Origin of the sequence: Shinella sp. WSD5-1 (assembly GCF_963942435.1) — a bacterium.
GTDB classification, from domain to species: domain Bacteria; phylum Pseudomonadota; class Alphaproteobacteria; order Rhizobiales; family Rhizobiaceae; genus Shinella; species Shinella yambaruensis.
This window is the reverse complement of the sequence record NZ_OZ012596.1, coordinates 4,047,024-4,071,748: the sequence shown is the minus strand read 5'-3', so window position 1 is coordinate 4,071,748 and position 24,725 is coordinate 4,047,024. Positions and strand designations below refer to the sequence as shown.

The window sequence follows — 24,725 nt, the reverse complement described above, 5'->3', positions numbered from 1 at the left end:
GTGAGAGGACATTGCATGACGACGGCCATCGGCTTCAAGGACACGGACCGCAAGACGAGCGAACTGCTTGAGGACATCATCCAGTCGATCAAGGGCGAGCACATCACGCTGCGCGACCTGCTTGCGATGATGGGCGAAAGCGGCCTGCTGCTGCTCTGCGCCTTCCTGTCTCTGCCGTTCCTCTTTCCGGTCTCGATCCCCGGCGTCTCCACCGTTTTCGGCGCCGGCATCGTGCTGATCAGCGCGGCGATCACGCTCAACCGGCTGCCCTGGCTGCCCGGCAAGGTTGCCGACCGGCGGCTCGAGAGCGGCAAGCTCCGGCCCGTGCTGGAGCGCGGGGTGACGTTCCTGCGCAAGATCGACCGGTTCTTCAAGCCGCGCATGACGGCGCTCACGACCGGCGCGCTGATGAACCGCGTCAACGGGCTGGTGCTGATGGGGGCGGGGCTGCTGCTCATGGCGCCGCTCGGGCTCATTCCCTTCTCCAACACGCTTCCCGGCGTCGCCATCCTCCTGCTCGCCGCCGGCATTTCGCAGCGCGACGGGCTGGTGGTGCTTGCGGGCTACGTGATGGTGGCGCTGACGATCGTCTATTTCGCCGCGCTTGCGTTTCTGGCCTATAGCGCGGGGCAGAGTTTTCATTTCTTCGGGTGAGATTGGGCTCGGGCGCCGCGCTTTTCTCCGATAATCCGCCACCCTTTCCTCTTCCGTCATCCTCGGGCTTGACCCGAGGATCCACGCGTCACGGCACCGTGTTGCATTGTGGCATTGGATCCTCGGGTCAAGCCCGAGGATGACGGAGAGTGTGGGTCGACCAGAGAGGATGGTCCTCCGGAACGGTCGCGCCAGGAACAGAGGCCGGCAACGCGACGCCGGATATAGAGGCCGGCGCTTCGGGGCTGTTGCCAAGCGCCGGCCATGGCTCAAACCTTCCCTTACTCCGCCGCCTGCCGCGCCATCGGGTTGTTCGGGTGGGTCGTCCAGTTGGCGTAGTTCGGATCGACCGGCTTGCCGGTGCGCTGATCCAGGACGCCGGGCTCCAGGCCCACCATGGTGATGCAGTTCTCCACCGGGCAGACGTTGACGCAGAGGTTGCAGCCGACGCACTCGTCCTCCATCACCTCGAAATGCCTGATGCCGTCGACGAACTGCGTGATCGCCTGGTGCGAGGTGTCCTCGCAGGCGATGTGGCAGCGACCGCACTTGATGCAGGCGTCCTGGTCGATATGGGCTTTGGCGATGTAGTTGAGGTTGAGGTACTGCCAGTCCGTGACGTTGGGCACCGCGCGGGCGATGATGTCGTCGAGGCTGCGGTGGCCCTTGGCATCCATCCAGCTGGAGAGCCCGGTGATCATCTCCTGCACGATCTTGAAGCCGTAGGTCATCGCCGCCGTGCAGACCTGCACGTTGCCGGCGCCGAGCGCCAGGAACTCCGCCGCGTCGCGCCAGGTGGTGATGCCGCCGATGCCCGAGATCGGCAGGCCGTAGGTTTCCGGATCGCGGGCGATCTCGGCGACCATGTTGAGGGCGATGGGTTTGACCGCCGGGCCGCAATAACCGCCATGGGTGCCCTTGCCGCCGACCGTCGGGTTCGGTGCGAAACTGTCGAGGTCGACGGAGACGATCGAGTTGATCGTGTTGATCAGCGATACGGCGTCGGTGCCGCCTGCCTTGGCGGCACGGGCCGGCTTGCGGATGTCGGTGATGTTCGGCGTCAGCTTGGTGATGACCGGCATGCGGGTGTACTGCTTGCACCAGCGCACGACCATCTCGATATATTCCGGCACCTGGCCGACCGCCGCGCCCATGCCGCGCTCGGACATGCCGTGCGGACAGCCGAAATTGAGCTCGATGCCGTCCGCGCCGGTCTCTTCCACCAGCGGCAGGATCGCCTTCCAGCTCTCCTCCTCGCAGGGCACCATGATGGAGGCGATCAGCGCCCGGTCCGGCCAGTTCATCTTGACCTGCTTCATCTCGCGCAGGTTGGTGTAGAGGTCGCGGTCGGTGATCAGTTCGATATTGTTGAGGCCGAGCAGGCGGCGGTCGGCGCCCCAGATCGCGCCGTAGCGCGGGCCGTTGACGTTGACGACCGGCGGGCCTTCCTCGCCGAGCGTCTTCCAGACCACGCCGCCCCAGCCCGCCTTGAAGGCGCGCTCGACATTGTAGGCCTTGTCGGTCGGCGGCGCGGAGGCGAGCCAGAAGGGGTTGGGCGACTTGATGCCGACGAAATTGTTGCGAAGATCAGCCATGTCTCATCCTCCCCTTCAAGCGACGGCAACGGCGGGCTGCGCACCGGCGGCCAGCATGCGGTTGATGGAATCGGCCGCATCGCGCCCTTGCGCGACCGAGGTGACCGTCAGGTCCTCGCCGGCCTTCACGCAGTCGCCTCCCGCCCAGACATTGGCGATGGACGTGCGGCCTTCCGCGTCGATGGCGATGCGGTTGCCGGCCATGGCGAGCGAACCGAGGCCGCCAGCCTCGAAGGTCTGGCCGATGGCCTTGAAGATCTGGTCGGCGGCCAGCACCCCGGTCTCGCCGGTGCCTGTCAGCTTGCCGTCCCGCATCTCGGTATATTCCACCTCGATGCCGGCGACATGGCCGTCTCTTGCGATGACGCGCTTCGGCTGCAGCCAGTGGCGGATCATCACGCCCTTGGAGGCCGCAAGGTCCTGCTCGAATTCCGAGGCGTTCATGTGCTCCTTGCCGCGGCGGTAGCAGATGGTCACCTCTTCCGCGCCGAGCAGCTTTGCCTGCACGGCGGCGTCGATCGCCGTCATGCCGCCGCCGATGACGACGACGCGCCGGCCGACCGGGATGGTCGCCTTGTCCGTCGCCTGGCGCAGCTCGGCGATGAAATCGACCGCGTCGACGACGCCGGGCAGGTTCTCACCCTCCGCGCCGAGCGCGTTGACCCCGGCAAGGCCCATGCCGAGGAAGACGGCGTCGAAATTGGCGGTGAGGTCGGCAAGCGTGAAGTCGCGGCCGAGCTTCAGGCCGTTCTTCACCTCGATGCCGCCGATGGACAGCACGTAGTCGACTTCCGCCTGGGCGAAATCATCGACCGCCTTGTAGGTGGCGATGCCGTATTCGTTGAGGCCGCCGGCCTTTTCGCGTGCCTCGAAGATCACGACGTCATGGCCGTTCATGGCGAGGCGGTGGGCGCAGGCGAGGCCCGCCGGGCCGGCTCCGACGACCGCCACGGCCTTGCCCGTGCGGGCGGCGCGCTCGTAGAAATGCTTGTTTTCCGTCATCGCGACATCGGTCGCGTAGCGCTGCAGGCGGCCGATCTCCACCGGCCGGTGCTCGGCGGTGTTGCGCACGCAGGCCTGCTCGCAGAGCGTCTCGGTGGGACAGACACGGGCGCACATGCCGCCCAGAATGTTCTGGTCGAAGATGGTCTTGGCCGAGCCGATCGGGTTGCCCGTCGAGATCTGGCGGATGAACATCGGAATGTCGATGGAGGTGGGACAGGCCGTCATGCACGGCGCGTCGTAGCAGAAGTAACAGCGGTCGGCGGCGACCAGGGCCTCGTGATCGTCGAGGCGAGGATGAAGGTCGGAAAAGTTCGTCTCGTATTCGGCAGGCGCAAGACGCCCCCGATGGATCCCAGATTGCGTCGTTCCCATAATTATCTCCCATTCGCGTGGGCTTTTTCAATGAGAGAACGGTAACCCAGCTTTATTTTTTTATCAAACGGTAAAATTTCAAAAGAAAGGCTGGTTTTTCAGGGCTTCCAGCGAAAATAAACATGAGAATTATGGTTATGTTTTCCTGCCGCTCTCCGGAGTGCTGTTCCGGCTGCGCCATCAGATGGCGTTTGACAGGTCGCCGGAAAAGATGCAGCAAATCGTCTGGAACAGCAGGGGAAAACCATGGCGAAGCGGGCGGAAACCACCGGGCGGCTGGACGATGCGGCAAGGGCCGGCTGGCTCTACTATGTCGCGGGCCGTACGCAGGACGAGATCGCCGCCGCCATGGGCATCTCCCGCCAGTCGGCGCAGCGCCTCGTCTCGCTCGCCGTCGCCGAGCGGCTGATCAAGGTGCGGCTCGACCACCCGATCGCCGAATGCCTGGAGCTTGGCGAGGAACTGAAGAAGAAGTTCGGCCTCGTGCATGTCGATATCGTGCCGAGCGATCCGGGCTCCACCTCCACGACGATCGGCATTGCGGAGGCAGGTGCGGCGGAGATCGAGCGCTGGCTGAAGAAATCCGAGCCGATCGTGCTCGCCGTCGGCACGGGGCGCACGCTGAAGGCGGCGATCGACCAGCTTCCGGCGATGGAATGTCCGCAGCACCGCATCATGTCGCTGACCGGCAATATCGGGCCGGACGGTTCGGCGGCCTACTACAACGTCATCTTCTCCATGGCCGATGCGGTGAAGGCCCGGCATTATCCGATGCCGCTGCCGGTTCTCGTCTCCTCCACGGAGGAGCGCGACCTCCTGCACAAGCAGAGCCTCGTGCAATCGACGCTGCAACTCGGCCGCGAGGCGGATGTCGCCTTCGTCGGCATCGGCGAGCTCGGCGCGGATGCGCCGCTCTGCCTCGACGGGTTCCTCGATCCGGAGGAGATGGCCCGTCTGATGGAGGAGGGGGCCGCCGGCGAGATCTGCGGCTGGATGTTCGACCGGGACGGCAGGCTGCTCGAAGGCAGCATCAACGAGCGCGTCGCCTCCGTGCCGCTGCCGCCGCGCGAGACCACCACCGTCATCGGCCTTGCCAAGGGCAAGCGCAAGTATGCGGCGCTTCTGGCGGCGCTTCGCGGGCGCATGATCAACGGCGTCATCACCGACGAGGCCACCGCCCGCCACCTGCTTTCGGCCTGATCCGAGCCGCCTTCCCGGTAAAAATTCTCCATGAGATTCAACGGCCGTTGCTCTGCTTTGTGCGGTGCAGCAACGATTGGCCGTTGACTTGTTGCGGCAATATGCGAGTAATTGCCCATGAGCAAAGCAAATGCTCAATACCTTTCTGGGAGGAAGATAATGTATTTGAAGACCCTTTTGCTGGGCACCTGCTCGGCTGCGCTCCTGTGCGGTTTCGCCAATGCCGAAACGCTCACCATCGCCACCGTCAACAATGGCGACATGATCCGCATGCAGGGGCTGACGGACGATTTCACGGCCAAGAACCCCGATATCGAGCTGAACTGGGTGACGCTCGAGGAAAACGTTCTGCGCGAGCGCGTCACGACCGACATCGCGACGAAGGGCGGCCAGTACGACATCATGACGATCGGCACCTATGAGGTTCCGATCTGGACCAAGCAGGGCTGGCTCGTGGCGCTCGACAATCTCGGCGCCGACTACGACGTCGACGACCTGCTGCCGGCCATCCGCGCCGGTCTGACGGGCGAGGACGGCAAGCTCTACGCCGCGCCGTTCTACGGCGAATCCTCCTTCGTCATGTACCGCAAGGACCTGATGGAGAAGGCCGGGCTCACCATGCCCGACGCGCCGACCTGGGAGTTCATCGCCGACGCCGCCCGCAAGATGACCGACCGCACGGCCGGCATCAACGGCATCTGCCTTCGCGGCAAGGCCGGCTGGGGCGAGAACATGGCCTTCCTGACGGCGACGGCGAACGCCTTCGGCGCCCGCTGGTTCGACGAGAACTGGAAGCCGCAGTTCGACCAGCCGGAATGGAAGAACACGCTCGACTTCTACGTCAAGCTGATGAACGATGCCGGCCCGCAGGGCGCGTCCTCGAACGGCTTCAACGAGAACCTGGCGCTGTTCCAGCAGGGCAATTGCGGCATGTGGATCGACGCCACGGTCGCCGCCTCCTTCGTCTCGAACCCGAAGGAATCGACGGTCGCCGACAAGGTCGGTTATGCCCTCGCCCCCGATACGGGCCTCGGCAAGCGCGGCAACTGGCTCTGGGCCTGGAACCTCGCCATTCCCGCAGGCACGCAGAAGGCCGAGGCGGCGGAAAAGTTCATCGCCTGGGCGACCAGCAAGGACTACACCAAGCTCGTCGCGGAGAAGGAAGGCTGGGCGAACGTTCCTCCGGGCACACGCTCCTCGCTCTATGCGAATGCGGACTATGAGGCGGCCGCGCCCTTCGCCAAGATGACGCTCGACTCGATCAACGCCGCCGATCCGAAGAACCCGGCCGTCAAGCCGGTGCCCTATGTCGGCGTGCAGTTCGTGGCGATCCCGGAATTCCAGGGTCTCGGCACGACGGTCGGCCAGCTCTTCTCGGCCGCGCTCGCCGGCCAGATGTCGGTCGACGACGCGCTCGCCCAGGCCCAGCAGGTCACGACACGCGAAATGACCCGCGCCGGCTACATCAAGTAATCATCTCCTCCCCAAGGACAGGCTGCCCGGACGCGCTCCGGGCAGCCGATGAGACGAGTGCTGATCCGGGTCCGCCCCTCATCCCCCTGCCGGGACCTTCTCCCCGCAGGCGGGGAGAAGGAGGAAAACGGCGCGCCCATCGTTCCTCGCCCCGTTTACGGGGAGAGGATGCCGGCAGGCAGGTGAGGGGCGGCTGCGCCATAAATTCGTAAAGCGATTGTACAGGCCGGCCATGCCGGCTTTCGGGAGGATGAAAGCATGGCGACGGAGAACACGCGTGGTTTGGCGCGGTTGATGTTGGCGCCCTCAGTCGGGCTGCTTCTGGTGTGGATGATCGTTCCGCTGGCGATGACGCTGTGGTTCTCGTTCCAGAACTACAACCTGTTGAACCCGGCCAATGTCAGCTGGGCGGGGCTGTTCAACTATCAGTATTTCTACACCGACCCGGCCTTCTTCCAGTCGATCTGGAACACGCTCCTGATCGTCGGCGGGGTGCTGCTGATCACCGTCGTCGGCGGCATCGCGATTGCGCTGCTGCTCGACCAGCCGATGTGGGGCCAGGGCATCGTGCGCATCATGATCATCTCGCCCTTCTTCGTCATGCCGCCGGTGGCCGCGCTGGTGTGGAAGAACATGATCATGCATCCGGGCTACGGCGTGCTGGCGGACATCAACCGCGCCGTCGGCCTGCAGCCGGTCGACTGGTTCGCGCAGTATCCGCTGTTCTCGATCATCATCATCGTCGCCTGGCAATGGCTGCCGTTCGCCACCCTCATCCTCTTGACCGCGCTGCAATCGCTCGACGGCGAGCAGAAGGAGGCGGCGGAGATGGACGGGGCCGGCTTCGTCTCCCGCTTCGTCTACCTGACGCTGCCGCATCTTTCCCGCTCGATCACCGTCGTCATCCTGATCCAGACGATCTTCCTGCTCGGCGTCTATGCGGAGATCCTCGTCACCACCAACGGCGGGCCGGGCTATGCCTCGACCAACCTGCCGTTCCTGATCTACCGCACGGCGCTGCTCGGCTACGACGTCGGCGGCGCCTCGGCCGGCGGCATCATCGCCGTCATCCTCGCCAACATCGTCGCCTTCTTCCTGATGCGCGCCGTCGGCAAGAACCTGGACAAGTAGTTTACCGCCGTTCCGGACGGAACACCGCTCCGCACGGTCCCGGAACAGCCTTTAGGGAGGACAAGACCATGGCCAGAGCCGTCTCGACAAGACGAACCGCCGTCTTCACCATCGCCGCCTGGATCATCGCGCTGATCCTCTTCTTCCCGATCCTCTATACGATCATCACCTCGTTCAAGTCCGAGACCGAGGCGATCCAGGGCTTCGACATCCTGCCGTCGGGCACGGTGGAGAGCTACGCGGCCGTGCAGGCGCAGAGCAACTACTTCAAGTTCTTCCTGAACTCGGTGATCATCTCGGTCGGCTCGACGCTGCTGGCGCTCTTGATCGCCGTGCCGGCGGCCTGGTCGATGGCCTTCTCGCCGACGAGAAGGACCAAGGACATCCTGATGTGGATGCTGTCGACCAAGATGATGCCGGCCGTCGCCGTGCTGGTGCCGATCTACCTGATCTTCCGCGACACGGGCCTGCTCGACAGCCGCGTGGGGCTCACCGTCATGCTGACGCTGATCAACCTGCCGATCGTCATCTGGATGCTCTACACCTATTTCCGCGAGATCCCCGGCGAGATCCTGGAGGCCGCGCGCATGGACGGGGCGTCGCTGTGGGGCGAGATCGTCTACGTGCTGACCCCGATGGCGGTGCCGGGCATTGCGTCCACCATGCTGCTCAACATCATCCTCGCCTGGAACGAGGCCTTCTGGACGATCCGGCTGACGACGACGAACGCCGCGCCGCTGACCGCCTTCATCGCCTCGTTCTCCAGCCCGCAGGGTCTGTTCTGGGCCAAGCTCTCGGCGGCCTCGACGCTCGCCATCGCCCCGATCCTGATCATGGGCTGGTTCAGCCAGAAACAGCTTGTCCGCGGCCTCACCTTCGGCGCCGTGAAGTAACGAAACAGACGGGAGGGACCATCATGGGCAAGATCATCCTTAAAAAGGTCAACAAGAGCTTTGGCGCCACGCAGGTCATTCCGGGCATCGACCTGACGATCGAGGACGGCGAGTTCGTCGTCTTCGTCGGCCCGTCGGGCTGCGGCAAGTCCACGCTGCTGCGCCTCATCGCGGGCCTGGAGGACACGACGAGCGGCACGATCGAGATCGACGGCAAGGACGTGACATCGGCCGCGCCCGCCAGGCGCGGGCTCGCCATGGTGTTCCAGTCCTATGCGCTCTATCCGCACATGACGGTGAAGAACAACATCGCCTTCCCCCTGAAGATGGCCAAGACCGATCCGGCCGTCATCGAGAAGAAGGTGGCGGAAGCGGCGCGCGTCTTGAACCTGACCAACTATCTCGAACGCCGCCCGGGCCAGCTGTCCGGCGGCCAGCGCCAGCGCGTGGCGATCGGCCGGGCGATCGTGCGCGAGCCCTCGGCCTTCCTGTTCGACGAGCCGCTCTCCAACCTCGACGCGGCGCTGCGCGGCACGATGCGGCTGGAGATCTCCGAGCTGCACCACCAGCTGAAGACGACGATGATCTACGTCACCCACGACCAGGTGGAGGCGATGACCATGGCCGACAAGATCGTCGTGCTGAACGCCGGCAACATCGAGCAGGTCGGCTCGCCGCTCGATCTCTACAACAAGCCGGACAACCTGTTCGTCGCCGGCTTCATCGGCTCGCCGCGCATGAACTTCGTCAAGGGCGAGGCGGCCAGGCCCTGGAACGCCCCGACCGTCGGCATAAGGCCGGAGCATATCCGCCTGTCCAAGGAGGGCGGCACCTGGAAGGGCGTCGTCGGCGTCGCCGAGCATCTCGGCTCCGACACCTTCCTGCACGTCAATGCCGAGGCCATCGGCATGGTCACCGTGCGCGCCGGCGGCGACTTCCCCGTAACACACGGCGACACCGTCTTCCTAACGCCAGACGAAACGCGAATCCATCGCTTCGACCAAAACGGGAACGCCAGCCGATGAAACGGCTCGCGGGCAAAAGCGCGCTGATCACCGGGTCGGCGCGCGGCATCGGCCGCAGCTTCGCGGAGGCCTATATGCGCGAGGGCGCGCGGGTCGCCATCGCCGACATCGACATCGGGCGGGCGCAGGCGACGGCAGGCGAGATCGGGCCGGCCGCCTACGCGGTCGAGATGGACGTGACACGGCAGGCGTCGATCGATGCGGCCATCGCGACCTGCGTTAAGGAGGCCGGCGGCATCGACATCCTCGTTAACAACGCCGCGCTGTTCGACCTCGCGCCGATCGTCGAGATCACGCGGGAGAGCTACGACAGGCTGTTCTCGATCAACGTCGCCGGCACGCTCTTCACCCTCCAGGCGGCGGCAAGGCAGATGATCGCGCAAGGGCGCGGCGGCAAGATTATCAACATGGCGAGCCAGGCCGGGCGGCGCGGCGAGGCGCTGGTCGCCGTCTATTGCGCGACGAAGGCGGCGGTCATCAGCCTCACCCAGTCGGCGGGGCTGGACCTCATCAAGCACGGCATCAACGTCAATGCGATCGCGCCCGGCGTGGTCGACGGCGAACACTGGGACGGCGTCGACGCGCTCTTTGCGAAATACGAGAACCGGCCGCTCGGCGAGAAGAAGCGGCTGGTCGGCGCAGAAGTGCCCTTCGGCCGCATGGGAACGGCGGACGACCTGACGGGAATGGCGATCTTCCTCGCCTCGCAGGAGAGCAACTATATCGTCGCGCAGACCTACAATGTCGACGGCGGCAACTGGATGAGCTGAGGCCCGCCACGCGGACCTCGCCTCGCAATAGACCGGACAACCGGAAGGAATGGACCATGACCACGAAACTGTCGCTCGCCACCCTCGATGCGGTCGAAAAGACCGCAGGCGTTCCGGCCTATGGACGCGGCGACCTTGCCGCGGGCATCGTGCATTTCGGCGTCGGCAATTTCCACCGGGCGCACCAGGCGGTCTATCTCGACGACCTCTTCAATCTCGGCCTCGATCATGACTGGGCGATCATCGGCGCCGGCGTGCTGCCGTCCGACGCGGCGATGCGCGACAAGCTGGCCGGCCAGGACTTCTTGACCACCGTCGTCGAGCAGGACAACAACCGCTCCGGCGCGCGCGTCACCGGCGCGATGATCGGCTACCTCGCGCCCGGCAATGCGGCGACGACCATCGCCCAGCTGGCGGACCCGGCGATCCGCATCGTCTCTCTGACCATCACCGAAGGCGGCTATTTCATCAATCCCGCTTCCGGCGTCTTCGATCCGGCCCATCCGGCGATCGCCGCCGATGCCGCCCAGCCGGCGGAACCCAAAACGGTCTTCGGCCTCATCCTCGCCGGCCTCAAGGCACGCAAGGACAAGGGCATTGCGCCCTACACCGTCATGTCCTGCGACAACATTCCGGGCAATGGCGAGGTGACGCATGCGGCGGTCTCCGGCCTCGCCCGTCTTTCCGATCCCGATCTCGCCGACTGGATCGACGCCAATGTGGCCTTCCCGAACGGCATGGTCGACCGCATCACGCCGGCGACGGGCCCGCGCGAGATCGGCATCGTGGCGGAGGAGTACGGCATCGACGATGCCTGGCCGGTCTTCTGCGAGGAGTTCAAGCAGTGGGTGCTGGAGGATCATTTTCCGCAAGGCCGCCCGGCGCTGGAAAAGGTCGGCGTGCAGTTCGTGCCCAATGTCGCGCCCTATGAGCACATGAAGATCCGCATCCTCAATGGCGGCCATGCGGCGATCGCCTATCCGGCGGCGCTGCTCGATATCCATTTCGTGCACGAGGCGATGGAGGATCCCGACATCCGCGCCTTCCTTGCCAAGCTCGAGCGCGAGGAAATCATCCCCGTCATCCCGCCCGTGCCGGATACGAACCTCAACGACTATTTCTCGCTGATCGAACGCCGCTTCTCCAACCCCAAGATCGCCGACACGATCCCGCGGCTCGCGCAGGACGGCTCCAACCGCCAGCCGAAATTCATCCTGCCCTCCACCGCCGACCGGCTGTCGCGCGGCGAGGACGTCATCGGCCTCTCGCTCGTCTCGGCGCTGTGGTGCCACTATCTCGCCGGCACAACGGACAGCGGCAAGGACATCGCCTTCAACGATCCCAATATCGAGCGCGTCCGCGCGGCGGCGACGGCGGCCAAGAGCGACCCGGGCGCCTTCCTCGCCCTGAAGGACATCTTCGGCACGGTTGCCGCGTCCGACCTCTTCGCCGGGCGGTTTGCCCATGCGCTCCGGTCCCTCCAGCAGAAGGGCACGCGGTCGACGCTGAAGGCCTATCTGGACGACAGGCTGGTGAATTGAGGAAATCCCCACACATCCGGGGCTTTCCAACGAAGGGAGCAGACAGTACCACGGGGGCCTGACAATGGAACGGGACGTCATGGCCGCCAAACAGACAGAACTGGTGATCTTCGATTGCGACGGCGTGCTCGTCGACAGCGAGCCGATCTCGATTGCGGTGCTGGTCGAGGCGCTGGCCGCGGCGGGCGTCGCGATGAGCGCAGAGGAGGCCCATGAGCGTTTCCTCGGCCGCAGCCTGAAGAGCATGTCGGAAATCCTGCATGCCGATTACGGCCTGGCGATCGATGCGGCCTTTCTGGAAGCGATGCGAAAAGTGCTCTACGAGCGGTTCCGCACCGAGCTGCAGCCTATCGACGGCATTGCCGAAACGGTGGACGGGCTCGGCATCGCCCATTGCGTGGCCTCCTCCAGCCAGCTCGAGCGTATCCGCCTGTCGCTTTCCGTCACTGGCCTTATCGACAGGTTCGAGCCGAACATCTTCAGCGCCAGCATGGTCGCGCGCGGCAAGCCGGCGCCCGATCTCTTCCTGCATGCCAGCGCGGCCATGGGCGTCGCGCCCGGCCATTGCGTGGTGGTGGAGGACAGCCCGGCCGGTATCACGGCGGCGAAATCCGCCGGCATGCGGGTGGTCGCCTTCACCGGCGGCTCCCATGCGCGCACGCCGCGCCACCGCGACGCGCTGCTGAGCCTCGGCCCCGATGCCCTGTTTGACGACATGCGGGAATTGTTACAGTTTGTCCGCAAGGAAGAGGCCGGCGGGAAAGAGCATTGATGCGCGATCTGATCGTTGCGGTGGACATCGGCACGGGCAGTGCCCGGGCCGGCGTATTCGACCGGAGCGGCACTCTGCTGGGACGCTCCGAACATCCGATCGCCCTGCGCCGGCCCAGCGTGAACCACGCCGAGCATGATTCGGAGAACATCTGGCAGGCGGCCTGCACGGCGATCCGGGCGGCCCGTGCGCTTGCGGGCGTCGAGGCGGACCGTATCGCCGCGCTCGGCATCGACGCGACCTGCTCGCTCGTCGTCAGGGATACGGCGGGGCGGCCGCTGGCCGTCTCCGGCGGCGAGGAGGCCCGCTGGGACACGATCGCCTGGTTCGATCACCGCGCGCTGGAGGAGGCCGACCTCTGCACGGCGACGGAGCATCCGGCGCTGCTCCATTCCGGGCGTATCATGTCGCCGGAAATGGAAATGCCCAAGCTGATGTGGCTGAAGCGCCACCGGCCGGAACAATGGGTGAAAACGGGCCATGTCTTCGATCTCGCCGATTTCATGGCGTGGCGGGCGACGGGCGTGAATGCCCGCTCGCGCTGCACGATGACGGCGAAATGGAACTATCTCTCCCATGAAAAACAGCCGTGGAACGACGGTTTCCTGAAGGCGATCGGCCTTGAGGACCTGCGCGAACGCGGCGCGCTGCCGCAGGAGACGCTGGCGGTCGGCGCGGCTGTCGGGCGCCTTGCGCCGGAAGCGGCCGCGGAGCTTGGCCTTGATACCGGCTGCGTGGCGGCGGCCGGCCTCATCGATGCCTATGCCGGCACGCTCGGCGTGCTCGGGCCCTTTGCCGGCGCACCGGAGGCGCTGGAGCGGCAGCTCGCCCTCATCGGCGGCACGTCGAGCTGCATCGTCGCCTTCTCGCGCGAGAAGCGGTTCGGGTTCGGCATGTGGGGCCCCTACTACGAGGCGGTGCTGCCGGGCTGGTGGCTGGTCGAGGGCGGCCAGTCCGCGACGGGGGCGCTGCTCGACCATATCGTGCGCACGCACAGCGCGGGCGGCGAGCCTTCGGCGGCGAACCATGCGCGCATCGTCGCGCGCATTCGCGAAATGCAGGCGGAGGAGGGCGAGGCGTTCGCCGCGCGGCTGCATGTTCTGCCGGATTTTCACGGCAACCGCTCGCCGCTGGCCGATCCGCATGCGCTCGGCGTGATCAGCGGCCTTTCGCTCGATGCCTCCTTCGATGGGCTCTGCCGCCTCTACTGGCGGACCTCGGTCGCCATCGCGCTCGGCATCCGCCACATCCTCGAAAAGCTCGGCGCCGGCGGCTATCCGCTCGATACGCTGCATGTCACCGGCGGTCATGTGCGCAATCCGCTGCTGATGCAGCTCTACCGGGATGTCACCGGCTGCCGGGTCGTGGTGCCGGAGACCGGCGATGCGGTGCTGCTCGGGACGGCGATGGCGGCGGCAGTTGCCGGCGGGCTCCATGCCGATCTGCCGGCCGCGGGACGGCAGATGTATCCGGGGAGCAGCACCCTTCTTCCCGATCCCGCCCGCAAGGCCGGTTATGACCGGGATTATCGCCGGTTCCTCGCACTCCACCGGCACAGGGCCGAGCTGGAAGCGATCGACTGACGGCGGCGTGAAAAAAATTCCGACCGGCTGGAACCAAATCGTGCGCTGCGGGTTTTCCTTGCGTCACCGGTCAGCGCATATCCCCCAAATGCGAGGCCCTCGACCGGTGATCGACCACGATACCGTGTCCCCCTCCGGTCCGTGGATACTCAAGCAGCCAGTGTCTCCCAGACGCTGGCTGTTTTCTTTGGCGCGTGAGAAGTCCGGGCGAGAAACCCGAGGGTGGCGAGAGTGCGTCCTGCTGCCCCAGAATCCAGATAAATAAAGGCGGCGGTGGGCGTGCCTCCCACCGACCCAGAATCCAGTTAAATAAAGGCGGCGGTGGGCGTGCCTCCCACCGCCGCCGGCCGCGCCGCCGCTGCGGCCGTCCGGGAGCGAGATCAGGCCGCGGCGCGCGCTTGCGGGGTGAAGAGGAGAGCCTGGTTGATGAGTACTTTCACCTGCTCCGGATTGAACGGTTTGGAAACGAGGAAGGCCGGTTCCGGCCGCTCGCCGGTGAGCAGCCGCTCGGGATAGGCGGTGATGAAGATCACGGGAATGTCCGTGCGGGCGAGGATGGAATTGACCGCATCGATGCCGGAGCTTCCGTCGGCGAGCTTCACGTCGGCGAGGACGAGGCCGGGCCGGCTGTCGCTCCAGAGCATTTCGGCCTCGGCCTGCGTGCGGGCGATGCCGGTGACGCGATGGCCCATGCCGTTGACCATGTGGGCAAGGTCGAGGGCGATCAGCGGTTCATCCTCGATGATCATGATGCCGGTCTCCGCCTGTGCCGCGATTTCCGCGAAGGCGGCGTTGAGAAGGGCGCGGATGGCGCTCACCTCCGCGTCGAGGATTTCCGCCGTCTTCTCGACCGTAAAGCCTTCGACCGTCGCCAGCAGCAACGCCTGGCGGCCGAGCGGGGGCACGCCGGAAAGGTCGAACGGGGCCTCGGTGCCGGGCGTGATGGCGACGGTGCTGCGGCTCACCGAAACGGGCAGGGAGGAAATGATGCGGCTGAGAAGGCCGAAGAGCTTCGCCTTGTCGTCCTCGCCCTCCGGCATGACGGAGGGGTCGATGAGAATGGTTTCGAGGGTGGCTGCCACATAGGCGTCGCCGGAAGGCTGCGTTCCGGTGAGGGCGCGGGCATAGCGGCGAAGCGCCGGAAGGTGCGGCCCGATACGGTCGGAAATCGGCATGAGGGTCCCCTGTTTAGAAATTGTTGCAATGGCAGTTGACGGTTTGAACGCGGAAGCCAAATTAAGGTTCCGGTGCCGGGAACTTTTTTTGACGCCGGGCATTTTCACGCCGAATTCGTCGCAAGGCGCAGATGAAAGATGAGAGTGGCACTGTGAACAGCGTGGACAAGAAAAGAGGCGGGAAGCGATCCCCCGCGAGCGAAGACCCTAATGCGCAGATTGCGATGAAGCTTCGCGCCTTCTACCATCAGGTACAGGATGAGGCGCTTCCCCAAAGGTTCCTGGATCTTCTCGAGAAACTGGATGCTGTGGAAAGCCGCGTCCAACGGGCCGAGTGAGGATACGATGGATCAGGAACAGACGACGTTCAAGCGGGAACTGCTGGCAGTCCTGCCGAGCTTGCGTGCCTTCGCCATTTCGCTGATTGGCCGGCACGACCAGGCCGACGATCTCGTGCAGGACACGATCATGAAGGCCTGGGCCAAGCAGGAACAGTTCGAGATGGGCACGAACATGAAGGCCTGGCTCTTCACGATCCTGCGCAACGAGCTTTACAGCAAGATGCGCAAGCGCGGCCGCGAGGTGCAGGATTCGGACGGCCTCTTCACGGAGAACATGGCGCAGCATCCCTCGCAGTACGGCTCGCTCGACATGCAGGATTTCAAGAAGGCGCTGGAAAAGCTGCCGGACGAGCAGCGTGAGGCGATCATTCTCGTCGGCGCTTCCGGTTTTTCCTACGAGGAGGCGGCCGAAATCTGCGGCTGCGCGCTCGGCACGATCAAGAGCCGCGTCAACCGCGCCCGCCAGCGCCTGCAGGAGCTCTTGCAGGTGAGCGGGGAAAGCGACTATGGCCCGGATGCGGTTTCGGCGCCGATCACGTCGCGCGCCTTCGCATCCTGACGGAACACCCGCCGCCCGCGATCCTGCGGGCGGCGGGATAAATTGAGGGGGATTGGGGCGAAGAGCGTCCACCGGCGAAAGCCAAGGGTGAAACCGGGCGCGGAATCGCATACCGAAGGCGCATGAAGGACAACGTTCTGACATTATCGTCCGATGTTGCAGCGGTTCTGGACGCTCCAGGCCGCCTGGCGGCGCTCGACGCCGCGGTGCCGGTCTTTCTCGGCCCCGATCCCGATTTCGACGACATCGCCGGCCTCGCGGCGGGGCTCTTTTCCGCGCCGATCTCTCTTGTCACCATTCTCGGTCGTACGGATCAATGGTTCCTTTCGCGTCAAGGCACGCCGGAAATCCGTGCGCCGTCGGAAGATTCCTTCTGCGCGCGCATGATTGCCGAAAGCGCGTCGGAGCCGCTTGTCATCGCCGACGCATGCAAGGATGCGCGTTTTGCCCGGCTGCCGAGCGTCAATGGCGAGCCGCACCTTCGCTTTTATGCCGGGGCACCGATCATCGTGGACGGCCAGCCGATCGGCACGGTCTGCGTCTTCGACGTCAGGCCGCGCGGACGCACCGCCCCGGACCTCGTGCTGCGGCTGAGGCAACTGGCCTCGCTTGCCGGTTCGCTCATCACGCTGAAGGATGAGGCCCGGCGGCGCATGCTGGCCGCCGAGGCGCTTTCGCGTGACGAGAAGCGCCATGCCCTGGCGCTCGATGCGGCGAATGTCGCAAGCTGGCTGTGGGATCTTTCGACGGGCATGGTCTCCGGCAACGAGACCTTCTATCGCATGCTCGGCGTCAAGCCGGCCAGGCCCATGCGGGCGCGCAAGTTCTTCACCGCCGTGCATCCGGGAGACCGCAAGGTCACCATCGGCCGCCTGCGCGATGCGCTCGCCTCGGGCAAGGAATATGACGGTCTCTTCCGGGCCGCCAAATCCGGCCGCTGGCTGCTCGGACGCGGGCGGGTGCACGAATGGGATTCAGACGGGCGGCCGACGGTGTTCCTCGGAATCAATGTCGATGTCACGGACGGGCAGCTTGCCTCCGAACGCACGCGGCTCCTGCTGCGCGAGCTCAACCACCGGGTCAAGAACACGCTGGCCATGCTGCAGTCGCTCGCCCGACAGACCCTGCGCCAGACGAGCGATCCGGTCGAGTTCATGGATGCCTTCGCCGGCCGCCTGCAATCCCTCTCCGAGGCGCATGGCCTGCTCAGCGACCACGAATGGGGCGTCATCCACCTGAAGATGCTGCTGCAGAAGCAGATCATGCCCTATGCGATCGACTATGACAGCCAGATCGAGATCCACAAGGACGAGGTGGAGCTGGGACCGGACCAGGCGGTCGGCCTCGGCCTCGTCCTGCACGAGCTTGCCACCAATGCCCGCAAATATGGCGCGCTGTCGGTGCGCTCGGGCAAGGTGGTGATCACCGCCCGCGTGGTGAAGGAAGACGACCAGCGCGTGCTCAACATGACCTGGCACGAGGTCGGCGGCCCGCCGGTCAAGCCGGACGGGCGGCGCGGCTTCGGCTCGGTGCTGATCGAGCGCAGCCTCGACAAGGTCCTCGGCAGCAGCGTGCATGTCGAGTATCTGCCGAAGGGCGTGACGGCGGTCATCCGCATGCCGCTCTGAGCGGCATGCCCTTTCGCGAATATCGGGAAGATCAGTCGTCGTCGCGGCGGGATTTCGGCGCGAGCAGGAAGCCGAGGGCGAGCGCGACGGCGGTCGCGGCAAAGGGCTTCTTCATGGCGACGGTTGTGGCTGCCGCCATCAGGTCGCGGCGCGCGGCCAGCTGCTGGCGGCGGATGCGGCGCAGTTCGCGCTCCCGCTTGTTGCGCATGGCGACGACCGCCAGCACGATAAGGGCGAGCAGCAGGAAGCCGCCGGCGAGGCCGAAGAGCGCCGGCACGGTGCCATAGCGCTGGGCGAGCAGCACGGCGGTGGCGACAACGCCGAGACCATAGGCGGTGACCAGCAGAAGGCCGATCGCAGCGCCGGCGATCGCATTGCGCTTGGCGACGTCCATCGTCTCGTCGACACGGTCGGTGACGCGGGTGACGAGGTTTTGCAGGAGAATGGCCCCCAGTGAAAGCATGCCTTTGACGCTCCGCATAGGAAGGGACGCCGGCCGGCGTCCCGGGATCGTGGGAGGATGGGATCAGCGCCGCAGGAGGGCGGCGAGGAGGAATCCGGCAGCGGCTGCGACACCGAGCGTCGCGAGCGGATGCTCCTTCACCGCCTTGCGGGCGCGGCGGCCGGAATCGCGATAGCGTTCCTGGAACTCGGCAAGGATGTCCTCGCCGGCGGCGATCATGTCGCGGATGTCGCCTTCGGCGCGATCCTTCAGGTCGTGCGCGGCTTCGCTCGCCTGGGCCCTTGCGGCGCGGGCCTTCTTGCGGATGCCGCTTGCCCCGCTCGTGGCGTCGTCGGCGAGCAGCTTGGCGAGGGAGGCGATCTCCGCGCGCAGGTCCGCGATCTGCTCCTCGACGGCCTGGGCTTCGTCATGAAGCCCGTTGCGAAGGCTCTTGCTGCGCGATGAAAACAGTCCGGTGGCCATGCCGTTTCTCCTTTTGCGGTCGCCCGCGGATGCGCGGGCCGAACAGCGCTCCACCCCCTTGGCGGAACGGTTTTTCCGTGCAGACAACGGCGACGGGAGCAAAAGGTTCCGTAAGACGCTGGAAAATCAGGCCGAAGCGGTGTGCGGCAGAACGAAGGGCACGCCGGTCGCGGGCACGCCGTTGATGCGCATGCGGCAGCCGAACACCGCCTCCATCGCATCGTCGGTCATCACCTCGGCGGGCCGGCCGGCGCGTTCGATGCGGCCGCTCTTCATCATCACCATGTGGTCGGCGAACATGGCGGTGAGGTTGAGGTCGTGCATGACGGCGATCACGCCGCCGCCGCCTTCGCAGTAGCGCCGGGCGAGGGTCATGATCGTCAGCTGGTGGCGGATGTCGAGGGCGGAGACCGGTTCGTCCAGCATCAGGAAGCAGGGCTCGCCGTCGAGCACGGGTTCCCAGATCTGCGAGAGCACGCGGGCGAGCTGCACGCGCTGCTGCTCGCCGCCGGAAAGCTCCTGGTAGAAGCGGCCGGCAAAGCCCGCGAGATCGACGGCGGCGAGCGCCTCCGCGGTGATCGCGTCGATGCGTTCGGCATGGCGGTTCGGGCCGACGGTGAGGCCGAGGCGGACGATCTCGCGCACGGTGAAGGGAAAGGCGATGGTGGCGGCCTGCGGCAGCACGGCGCGCTTGACGGCGAGCTGCCAGGGCTCCAGCGAGGCCAGCGCGTGGCCGTTGATGCTGATCTCGCCCTTGCTGGGCAGTTCACCGGCGACCGCCTTCATCATGGTCGTCTTGCCGGAACCGTTCGGGCCGACGATGGCGGTCAGCTGGCCGGCCCTGGCCTCCAGCGACACGCCGTGCACGATTGTCTTGCCCGAAAGGCTGACCGTGAGGTTTCTTGCGGTGATCATGATCTTACCAGCCGTTCCTCGTGCGGTCGCGCAGCAGCACCCAGAGGAAGAACGGCGCGCCGGCCAGCGCCGTGATGATGCCGATCGGCAGTTCGGCGGGCGCCACGATGGTGCGGGCCAGCATGTCGGCACCGAGCATCAGCACGCCGCCGAAAAGGGCCGAGGCCGGCAGCAGGTAGCGGTGATCCGGGCCGATGACGATGCGCAGGAGATGCGGCACGACGATGCCGACGAAGCCGATGCCGCCGCTGACGGCGACCGAGGCGCCGACCGCAGCGGCGACGGAGACGACGGCGATGTATTTCAGCCGCTGCACCTTGACGCCCATATGGAAGGCGGCCGCCTCGCCGAGGGTGATGGCATTGAGCCCGCGCGACAGGAACGGCACGACGAGAAGCGCGAGCAGGATGATCGGCCCGGCGGCGAAGAGCTTCGCCCAGGTCATGCCGGAAAGCGAGCCGAGGCTCCAGAAGGTGATGTCGCGCAGCTGCTTGTCGTCGGCCATGTAGATGAGGATGCCGGTGATGGCGGCGGCGAGCGCGGAAATCGCGATGCCGGCGAGCAGCATGGTGGCGACGGAGGTCTGGCCGCCGCGCGTGGCGATGCGGTAGAGCAGCAGCGTCGTCAGAAGACCGCCGGCGAAGGCGGCGAGCGGCAGGGCGAAGGCGCCGAGCGCGATCATCACGCCCGCCGGCAGGCTCGCGCCGAGCACGATCATCAGCACCGCGCCGAGGGCGGAGCCGGAGGAGATGCCGACGAGGGCGGGATCGGCGAGCGGGTTGCGGAAGAGGCCCTGCATGACCGCGCCGGACATGGCGAGCGCCGCGCCGATGAGGAAGCCGAGCAGGGCGCGCGGCATGCGGATGTCGAAGACGATGATGCGGTCGCGCACGCTGAGCGCCGTGTCCTCCGCGCCGCTCAAGAGCGCGCCGATGACGTTGATGGCCGAGGCGTCGGAGGCGCCGGTGGCGATCGACAGGGCGAGCGCGACGGCCGAGACGACGACAAGGGCGACGAGCGTCAGGCGCGCCATCGCCGTGCGGTCGCCGGCCGCCCGGGACTGAACGGAGCGCATCAGGAAGGAACCGCGTGCGTCCTTGCCGCGCACGGCGTCATTGAGAGACATTGCCATAAAGTTCTTTGTTGAGGTCGCGGATGGCCGAGGCGGTGCGCGGGCCGAAGCCGAGCAGATGCAGGCTGTTCGTGCGCAGGACCGCCTTGCTGGCGGCGGCCGGCGTCACCGAGATCGCCGGATGGGCGAGGATTTCCTCGTCGCTGCTGCCGGCGCCGGGGCGCGTCATGACCATGACGACATCGGGCCGCGCCTTGATGATCGCCTCGTCGCTCAGCGGCTTGTAGCCTTCGAAGGCGCCCTCCGTCGCGTTGATCGCGCCGGCAAGACTGATGATGCCGTCGGCTGCCGTGTGGCTGCCGGCCGCCATGACCCTGCCGTTCTGGAAGCTGAGGATGAACAGCACGCGCTTGCGCTCGCTTTCCGGCCGCTTGGCGGCATCGGCAACGGCCGCGTCGAGATCGGCGGCGACCGTCGTCTCCAGCTCCTTCGCCTTGTCCGCCACGCCGAGGAACTTTCCGACGACGTCGATCTTCTTGAGGATCGCCGCGCGGTCATAGCCTTCCGGCACGATCTCGAAGGGGATGCCGGCGCTCTTCAGGACGGCGAGCGCATCCGGCGGGCCGCTGCCCTCGACGGCGAGGATCGCCGTCGGGTTGACGGCGATGACGCCTTCCGGCGACAACTGGCGCATATAGCCGACATCGGGGAGCTTCAGCGCTTCCTCGGGGAAGGTGCTGGTCGAGTCGCGGGCAACGAGGCGGTCGCCTTCGCCGAGCGCGTAGACGATCTCCGTCACCGCGCCGCCGATGGCCACCAGCTTCGAGCTGTCGACCTGCTGCATCTCCTGGGCGACGGCCTTGCGGATGAAGCCGTTCGAGCCCGTCGCCGCGAGCGGCAGGAGCAGGGGGGCGGAGAGGGCGAACACGGTGAGGGCCACTTCCCACGGGCGGGCGCGGCGGAAATCGAAGCTCTTGCTCATGATCGTGGTCCTTCGCGGGTAACCGGCGCGCCCCTGCAAAACACGGGAACGCGCCACTCGTCTTTATCTGCGGCGGTCTCAGGCCGCGACGCTGTCGGGGCGCGGCAGGCTGTCGAGGATCTCGCGCCAGTCGGCGCGCTCCGCCATGCCTTCCTTGCGCTTGCCGAAGAACTGGATGATCATCTCGCCGCTGGCGTCATAGGCCTCCAGCGAGGTGACGTGGCCGTCGACGGTCGGCTTGCGCACCACCCAGCACTCGGCGATGTGGTCCATGCGCAGGTGCATGTGGAAGGTCGGGTCCATGACGTTGAGCCAGGGGCCCATCGGCTGGATGTTCTTCACCGGGCCGGTGTGAATCTGGATCGTGCCGTGATTGCCGACGAAGCACATGATGTCGGCGTCGCGCTCGGCGGCCGCGCGCATCAGGTGGCCGACGGCATCGGCGGCGACCTGCCGGGCGAAATCCTCGCCGACGCTGCGCACCGCGTCCTGGCGGCCGATCTTCAGCTTCTTCAGCATGCCGAAGAACTGGTGGGTGTCGGTCATCGCCGCCCAGTTCTCACGCAGGGCCGCCACGTCCACCGGTCCGGTCTCCTCGACCTTCTCGGACAGGACCTCGACGAAGTCCTGCGACTGGTCTTCCAGGCGGAAGTCGGCGACGATGGCCTCGTAGGCTTGAAGGTTGGAGGCGGGGCGCAGGTGCACCTTGTGCACGGCGACGCCCGCCTTGTCGAAGAACTGGAGGCTGCGGCGCATCTGTTCCCCGTCCGTCTTGGTCACGGCAAAGCCATGCGCCCAGGTGCCGGGGAAGATGCGCAGGTCGATGTTCTCGCCGAGCACGATCGAGGCGTGCTTGCCGGTGTTGATCTTCTCGAAGACGCCGATCTTCTCGTGCACCACGCTCTCGTTGCGGGTCAGCGCCATGACCTCGCCGAGCGCTTCCGAACGCTCGAGGAAGCGGTTGGCGTCGCCGTCGATGCGCACCGCCGTCAGCCCCACCTCGGCCGCGACGAGCGCGGCTTCCGAAATGCCGAGCGTGGCTGCGATATCGCGCTCGCGCATCTTCGGGTTCTCGGCGCGGAAGGCGCGGATTTCGGCGGGGGTCGGTCGGGTCGTGTTGGTCATGGGCTCGGCCTTGATCGAGTTTCCTGTCGCCTGCTCCGGTCCCGGTAAATTTTGTTGGAGGAACAGGGGTTTGACGCGGATTTTGCGTTTACTATCTTGACTTCATTACTCATATTTATCTATGCACGCAATACCGGTACGATAAAGTCATGTTAATTCTGGCACTCACCGGTTAGACTGACCGCGGCCGTCGTTCTCGGCCGACAGCAAATCGATATGAAACAGGCGAGTTCATGACCGTACGCACCCTTCTTCTTTCCGCGATGCTTTCTGCTGCCGCCATCACCAGTGCCGCAGGCCAGGAGGCCGCAGCGTCCAGGGGACTGGACGTGGAACTGAACGCCCTTGCAGGCTCGCAGAAGGGCTGCCTCTTCACCTTCGTCGCCGCCAACGGTTTCGCGCAGGACGTCTCGAAGGTCTCCTTCGAATTCGTCATCTTCAACGACAAGGGCACGGTCGAGCGCCTGGCGCTGCTCGATTTCCGCGACCTGCCGGCGGGCAAGTCCAAGGTGCGCCAGTTCGACGTGCCGGGCATCAAGTGCGAGACGGTGAAGAACCTCCTGATCAACGACGCGCCGGTCTGCGAGGGCGAGGGCATCGAGAAGGGGCGCTGCATGGACGGCATCGTGACGCGCAGCAAGGCAACGGCCGGCCTCGAAGGTTGAGTATCGGGTAACGCGGCGCATGAGGTGCCGCGACGCATGAAACGGAATGACGGGTGATATCATGTCTGGAAGCAAGTGGCTCTGGCTCGGCGCGGGGACCCTTTCCCTGCTGGCGCATGCCACCGCGGCCGCGATCCTCACCATGGCGCCTGCGCCGGAGGAAGATCAGGCGCTGATCGCCGGCGGTGTCGTCGCGGAAGTGGCCATGCTCGGCAACGGCGCCTTCGAGGCGGTGGAATCCGGCAATCCCGAAGACACGATCACGCCCGAGACGATCCAGCCCGACGTTACCGAGCCGGTGCCGCAGGAAGTGGCGGAAATCCAGCCGACCGAAATCGAGCCGGAAGTGACCGAGGTGATGACGCCGACGGATCCGATCACCTCCGAGCCGGTCGAGGAACTCGTCGTGCCGTCGTCCGAAGTGGAGATCGCCGCGATTCCGGTTCCGGAAATCAAGCCGGAGATCCAGCCGGACGAAGAGATCAAGCCGGTTCCGGAAGTGAAGAAGGAAGAGCCGGTCAAGAAGGTCGAGCGCAAGAAGCCGAAGGAAAAGCCGGTCCGCAAGGCCGGCGAGAAGGGCAAGGCGAAGCAGAACGCCACCCGTGGCGAGGTCGACGGCTCGGTGGACGTGAAGTCCGCGGCGGTCGGCGGCCAGAAGAAGGGCAATTCGTCGGTGGCCGGCAACGCGGCCGTCACGAACTATCCGGGCAAGGTGCGCAACAAGATCAACCGCGCCAAGCGGCGCGTCTCGGGCGGCGACCGCGGTAGCGTGGTGGTGAGCTTCACCGTCAGCGCCAGCGGGGCGGCGAGCGGCATCCGCGTCGCGCGCAGCTCGGGCATCGCGGCGCTCGACAGGGCGGCGGTCGATTCGGTGCAGCGCGCGGCGCCCTTCGCCAAGATTCCCGAGGCTGCCGGAAAATCCTCCTGGGCCTTCAACGTGCCGATCGTCTTCAACTGAGGCGCGCATTCCCGTCGTGATCCATCCGGCGGGGATTTTTTGCACGAAAATATGACTTTCATAGTCATGTTTATACTTTACTCTGAAAATCAAGTTTTGTAGGTTGCCCCTCGAACTGAGGCTCCGCCGACGCGGAGTGCCAAAGGGGACCATGCATGAACTATGTGACTGCAGGCCGCGCCGAAGCGGTCTTGAAATCGATGATCGCCGAGCGTGACCGGCGCATTGCGGACCTGGAGCGCCAGGTCGCAGCACTCAAGAAGCAGATTGCGACACCGCAGGAGACGACGGCGGCGGTCGCGCCGGCCGCGGCCCCGCGGGTCGAGATACGGGCGCCGCAGGCGCCCCGCAGCGTGGAAGTCACCA

At 65.9% G+C, this 24,725-nt stretch carries 24 protein-coding genes; 15 read left to right on the top strand and 9 right to left on the bottom strand.

All coding sequences use genetic code 11. The features are described from left to right. Positions 1–15 precede the first annotated feature (15 nt). The gene (locus tag AABQ55_RS19930; RefSeq protein WP_064330992.1) at positions 16–654 is read left to right on the top strand and encodes an exopolysaccharide biosynthesis protein; all 639 of its coding nucleotides are present in this window, start codon (positions 16–18) and stop codon (positions 652–654) included. Between the two features lie 281 nt (positions 655–935). Here the strand turns inward: AABQ55_RS19930 and preA are convergent, their stop codons facing one another. Together preA and AABQ55_RS19920 are read right to left on the bottom strand one after the other, a co-directional pair. Next, positions 936–2,249 (bottom strand): NAD-dependent dihydropyrimidine dehydrogenase subunit PreA, encoded by a 1,314-nt coding sequence (gene preA, locus AABQ55_RS19925; protein ID WP_272806266.1) that lies wholly within the window; start codon positions 2,247–2,249, stop codon positions 936–938. Positions 2,250–2,264: 15 nt separating this feature from the next. Then, positions 2,265–3,626, bottom strand: coding sequence for an NAD(P)-dependent oxidoreductase (locus AABQ55_RS19920; protein WP_272806265.1), 1,362 nt, complete (start codon positions 3,624–3,626; stop codon positions 2,265–2,267). A gap of 246 nt (positions 3,627–3,872) precedes the next feature. Between AABQ55_RS19920 and AABQ55_RS19915 the strand changes: the two genes are divergently transcribed. The 9 genes from AABQ55_RS19915 to AABQ55_RS19875 all read left to right on the top strand — a co-directional run bounded on the left by AABQ55_RS19915 (position 3,873) and on the right by AABQ55_RS19875 (position 14,014). Continuing rightward, positions 3,873–4,826, top strand: coding sequence for a sugar-binding transcriptional regulator (locus AABQ55_RS19915; RefSeq protein ID WP_272806264.1), 954 nt, complete (start codon positions 3,873–3,875; stop codon positions 4,824–4,826). A 159-nt stretch (positions 4,827–4,985) separates the two neighbouring features. Next, the gene (locus tag AABQ55_RS19910) at positions 4,986–6,299 is read left to right on the top strand and encodes an ABC transporter substrate-binding protein (RefSeq protein WP_272806263.1); all 1,314 of its coding nucleotides are present in this window, start codon (positions 4,986–4,988) and stop codon (positions 6,297–6,299) included. Between the two features lie 258 nt (positions 6,300–6,557). After that, complete coding sequence (locus AABQ55_RS19905) at positions 6,558–7,430, top strand: carbohydrate ABC transporter permease (protein ID WP_272806198.1); 873 nt, start codon at positions 6,558–6,560, stop codon at positions 7,428–7,430. Between the two features lie 68 nt (positions 7,431–7,498). Next, positions 7,499–8,323: a carbohydrate ABC transporter permease gene (locus AABQ55_RS19900; protein ID WP_245083430.1), complete on the top strand. Its 825-nt coding sequence runs from the start codon at positions 7,499–7,501 to the stop codon at positions 8,321–8,323. Between the two features lie 23 nt (positions 8,324–8,346). Continuing rightward, entirely contained in the window at positions 8,347–9,348 is a 1,002-nt protein-coding gene (locus AABQ55_RS19895; RefSeq protein ID WP_272806197.1) for an ABC transporter ATP-binding protein, read from the top strand. Beyond that, positions 9,345–10,118 carry an L-iditol 2-dehydrogenase gene (locus AABQ55_RS19890; RefSeq protein WP_272806262.1) on the top strand — a complete coding sequence of 258 codons (774 nt, stop codon included), beginning with the start codon at positions 9,345–9,347 and terminating at the stop codon, positions 10,116–10,118. Before AABQ55_RS19895 ends, AABQ55_RS19890 begins: the two co-directional genes overlap by 4 nt. A gap of 56 nt (positions 10,119–10,174) precedes the next feature. Beyond that, positions 10,175–11,659 (top strand): mannitol dehydrogenase family protein, encoded by a 1,485-nt coding sequence (locus tag AABQ55_RS19885; RefSeq protein ID WP_272806261.1) that lies wholly within the window; start codon positions 10,175–10,177, stop codon positions 11,657–11,659. A gap of 79 nt (positions 11,660–11,738) precedes the next feature. After that, positions 11,739–12,431, top strand: a complete 693-nt coding sequence (locus tag AABQ55_RS19880) for an HAD family hydrolase (protein ID WP_272806260.1) — start codon at positions 11,739–11,741, stop codon at positions 12,429–12,431. Further along, positions 12,431–14,014: an FGGY-family carbohydrate kinase gene (locus tag AABQ55_RS19875; protein ID WP_272806259.1), complete on the top strand. Its 1,584-nt coding sequence runs from the start codon at positions 12,431–12,433 to the stop codon at positions 14,012–14,014. The genes AABQ55_RS19880 and AABQ55_RS19875 overlap by 1 nt, the downstream gene beginning before the upstream one ends. Positions 14,015–14,394: 380 nt before the next feature. Here the strand turns inward: AABQ55_RS19875 and AABQ55_RS19870 are convergent, their stop codons facing one another. Continuing rightward, positions 14,395–15,189, bottom strand: a complete 795-nt coding sequence (locus tag AABQ55_RS19870; protein WP_272806258.1) for a response regulator — start codon at positions 15,187–15,189, stop codon at positions 14,395–14,397. 131 nt (positions 15,190–15,320) lie between these two features. Between AABQ55_RS19870 and AABQ55_RS19865 the strand changes: the two genes are divergently transcribed. The 3 genes from AABQ55_RS19865 (at position 15,321) to AABQ55_RS19855 (ending at position 17,717) form a co-directional block, all read left to right on the top strand. Next, the gene (locus AABQ55_RS19865) at positions 15,321–15,527 is read left to right on the top strand and encodes a NepR family anti-sigma factor (protein WP_272806257.1); all 207 of its coding nucleotides are present in this window, start codon (positions 15,321–15,323) and stop codon (positions 15,525–15,527) included. Between the two features lie 7 nt (positions 15,528–15,534). Next, positions 15,535–16,089, top strand: coding sequence for an RNA polymerase sigma factor (locus AABQ55_RS19860; RefSeq protein ID WP_024270843.1), 555 nt, complete (start codon positions 15,535–15,537; stop codon positions 16,087–16,089). Between the two features lie 122 nt (positions 16,090–16,211). Further along, the gene (locus AABQ55_RS19855; RefSeq protein WP_272806256.1) at positions 16,212–17,717 is read left to right on the top strand and encodes a sensor histidine kinase; all 1,506 of its coding nucleotides are present in this window, start codon (positions 16,212–16,214) and stop codon (positions 17,715–17,717) included. A gap of 31 nt (positions 17,718–17,748) precedes the next feature. On the opposite strand, the gene AABQ55_RS19850 is transcribed toward AABQ55_RS19855, so the two are convergent. The 6 genes from AABQ55_RS19850 to AABQ55_RS19825 all read right to left on the bottom strand — a co-directional run bounded on the left by AABQ55_RS19850 (position 17,749) and on the right by AABQ55_RS19825 (position 22,736). Next, a complete protein-coding gene (locus AABQ55_RS19850) occupies positions 17,749–18,180 on the bottom strand; it encodes a hypothetical protein (protein WP_245082223.1) in 432 nt (143 codons plus the stop codon). A gap of 63 nt (positions 18,181–18,243) precedes the next feature. Next, positions 18,244–18,642, bottom strand: coding sequence for a glycine zipper domain-containing protein (locus AABQ55_RS19845; protein ID WP_245082221.1), 399 nt, complete (start codon positions 18,640–18,642; stop codon positions 18,244–18,246). A gap of 126 nt (positions 18,643–18,768) precedes the next feature. After that, on the bottom strand, positions 18,769–19,557 hold the full coding sequence (locus tag AABQ55_RS19840) for a heme ABC transporter ATP-binding protein (protein ID WP_245082219.1): 789 nt from the start codon (positions 19,555–19,557) through the stop codon (positions 18,769–18,771). Positions 19,558–19,561: 4 nt separating this feature from the next. Then, positions 19,562–20,683, bottom strand: a complete 1,122-nt coding sequence (locus AABQ55_RS19835) for a FecCD family ABC transporter permease (protein WP_272806255.1) — start codon at positions 20,681–20,683, stop codon at positions 19,562–19,564. Next, a complete protein-coding gene (locus AABQ55_RS19830) occupies positions 20,670–21,611 on the bottom strand; it encodes a heme/hemin ABC transporter substrate-binding protein (RefSeq protein ID WP_272806254.1) in 942 nt (313 codons plus the stop codon). The genes AABQ55_RS19835 and AABQ55_RS19830 overlap by 14 nt, the downstream gene beginning before the upstream one ends. Positions 21,612–21,689: 78 nt before the next feature. Beyond that, positions 21,690–22,736: a hemin-degrading factor gene (locus AABQ55_RS19825; RefSeq protein WP_272806253.1), complete on the bottom strand. Its 1,047-nt coding sequence runs from the start codon at positions 22,734–22,736 to the stop codon at positions 21,690–21,692. 233 nt (positions 22,737–22,969) lie between these two features. Here AABQ55_RS19825 and AABQ55_RS19820 point away from each other — a divergent pair, with 233 nt between their 5' ends. Next, on the top strand, positions 22,970–23,401 hold the full coding sequence (locus AABQ55_RS19820) for a hypothetical protein (RefSeq protein WP_272806252.1): 432 nt from the start codon (positions 22,970–22,972) through the stop codon (positions 23,399–23,401). A gap of 61 nt (positions 23,402–23,462) precedes the next feature. Next, a complete protein-coding gene (locus tag AABQ55_RS19815; protein WP_272806251.1) occupies positions 23,463–24,359 on the top strand; it encodes an energy transducer TonB family protein in 897 nt (298 codons plus the stop codon). Positions 24,360–24,725: the final 366 nt, after the last annotated feature.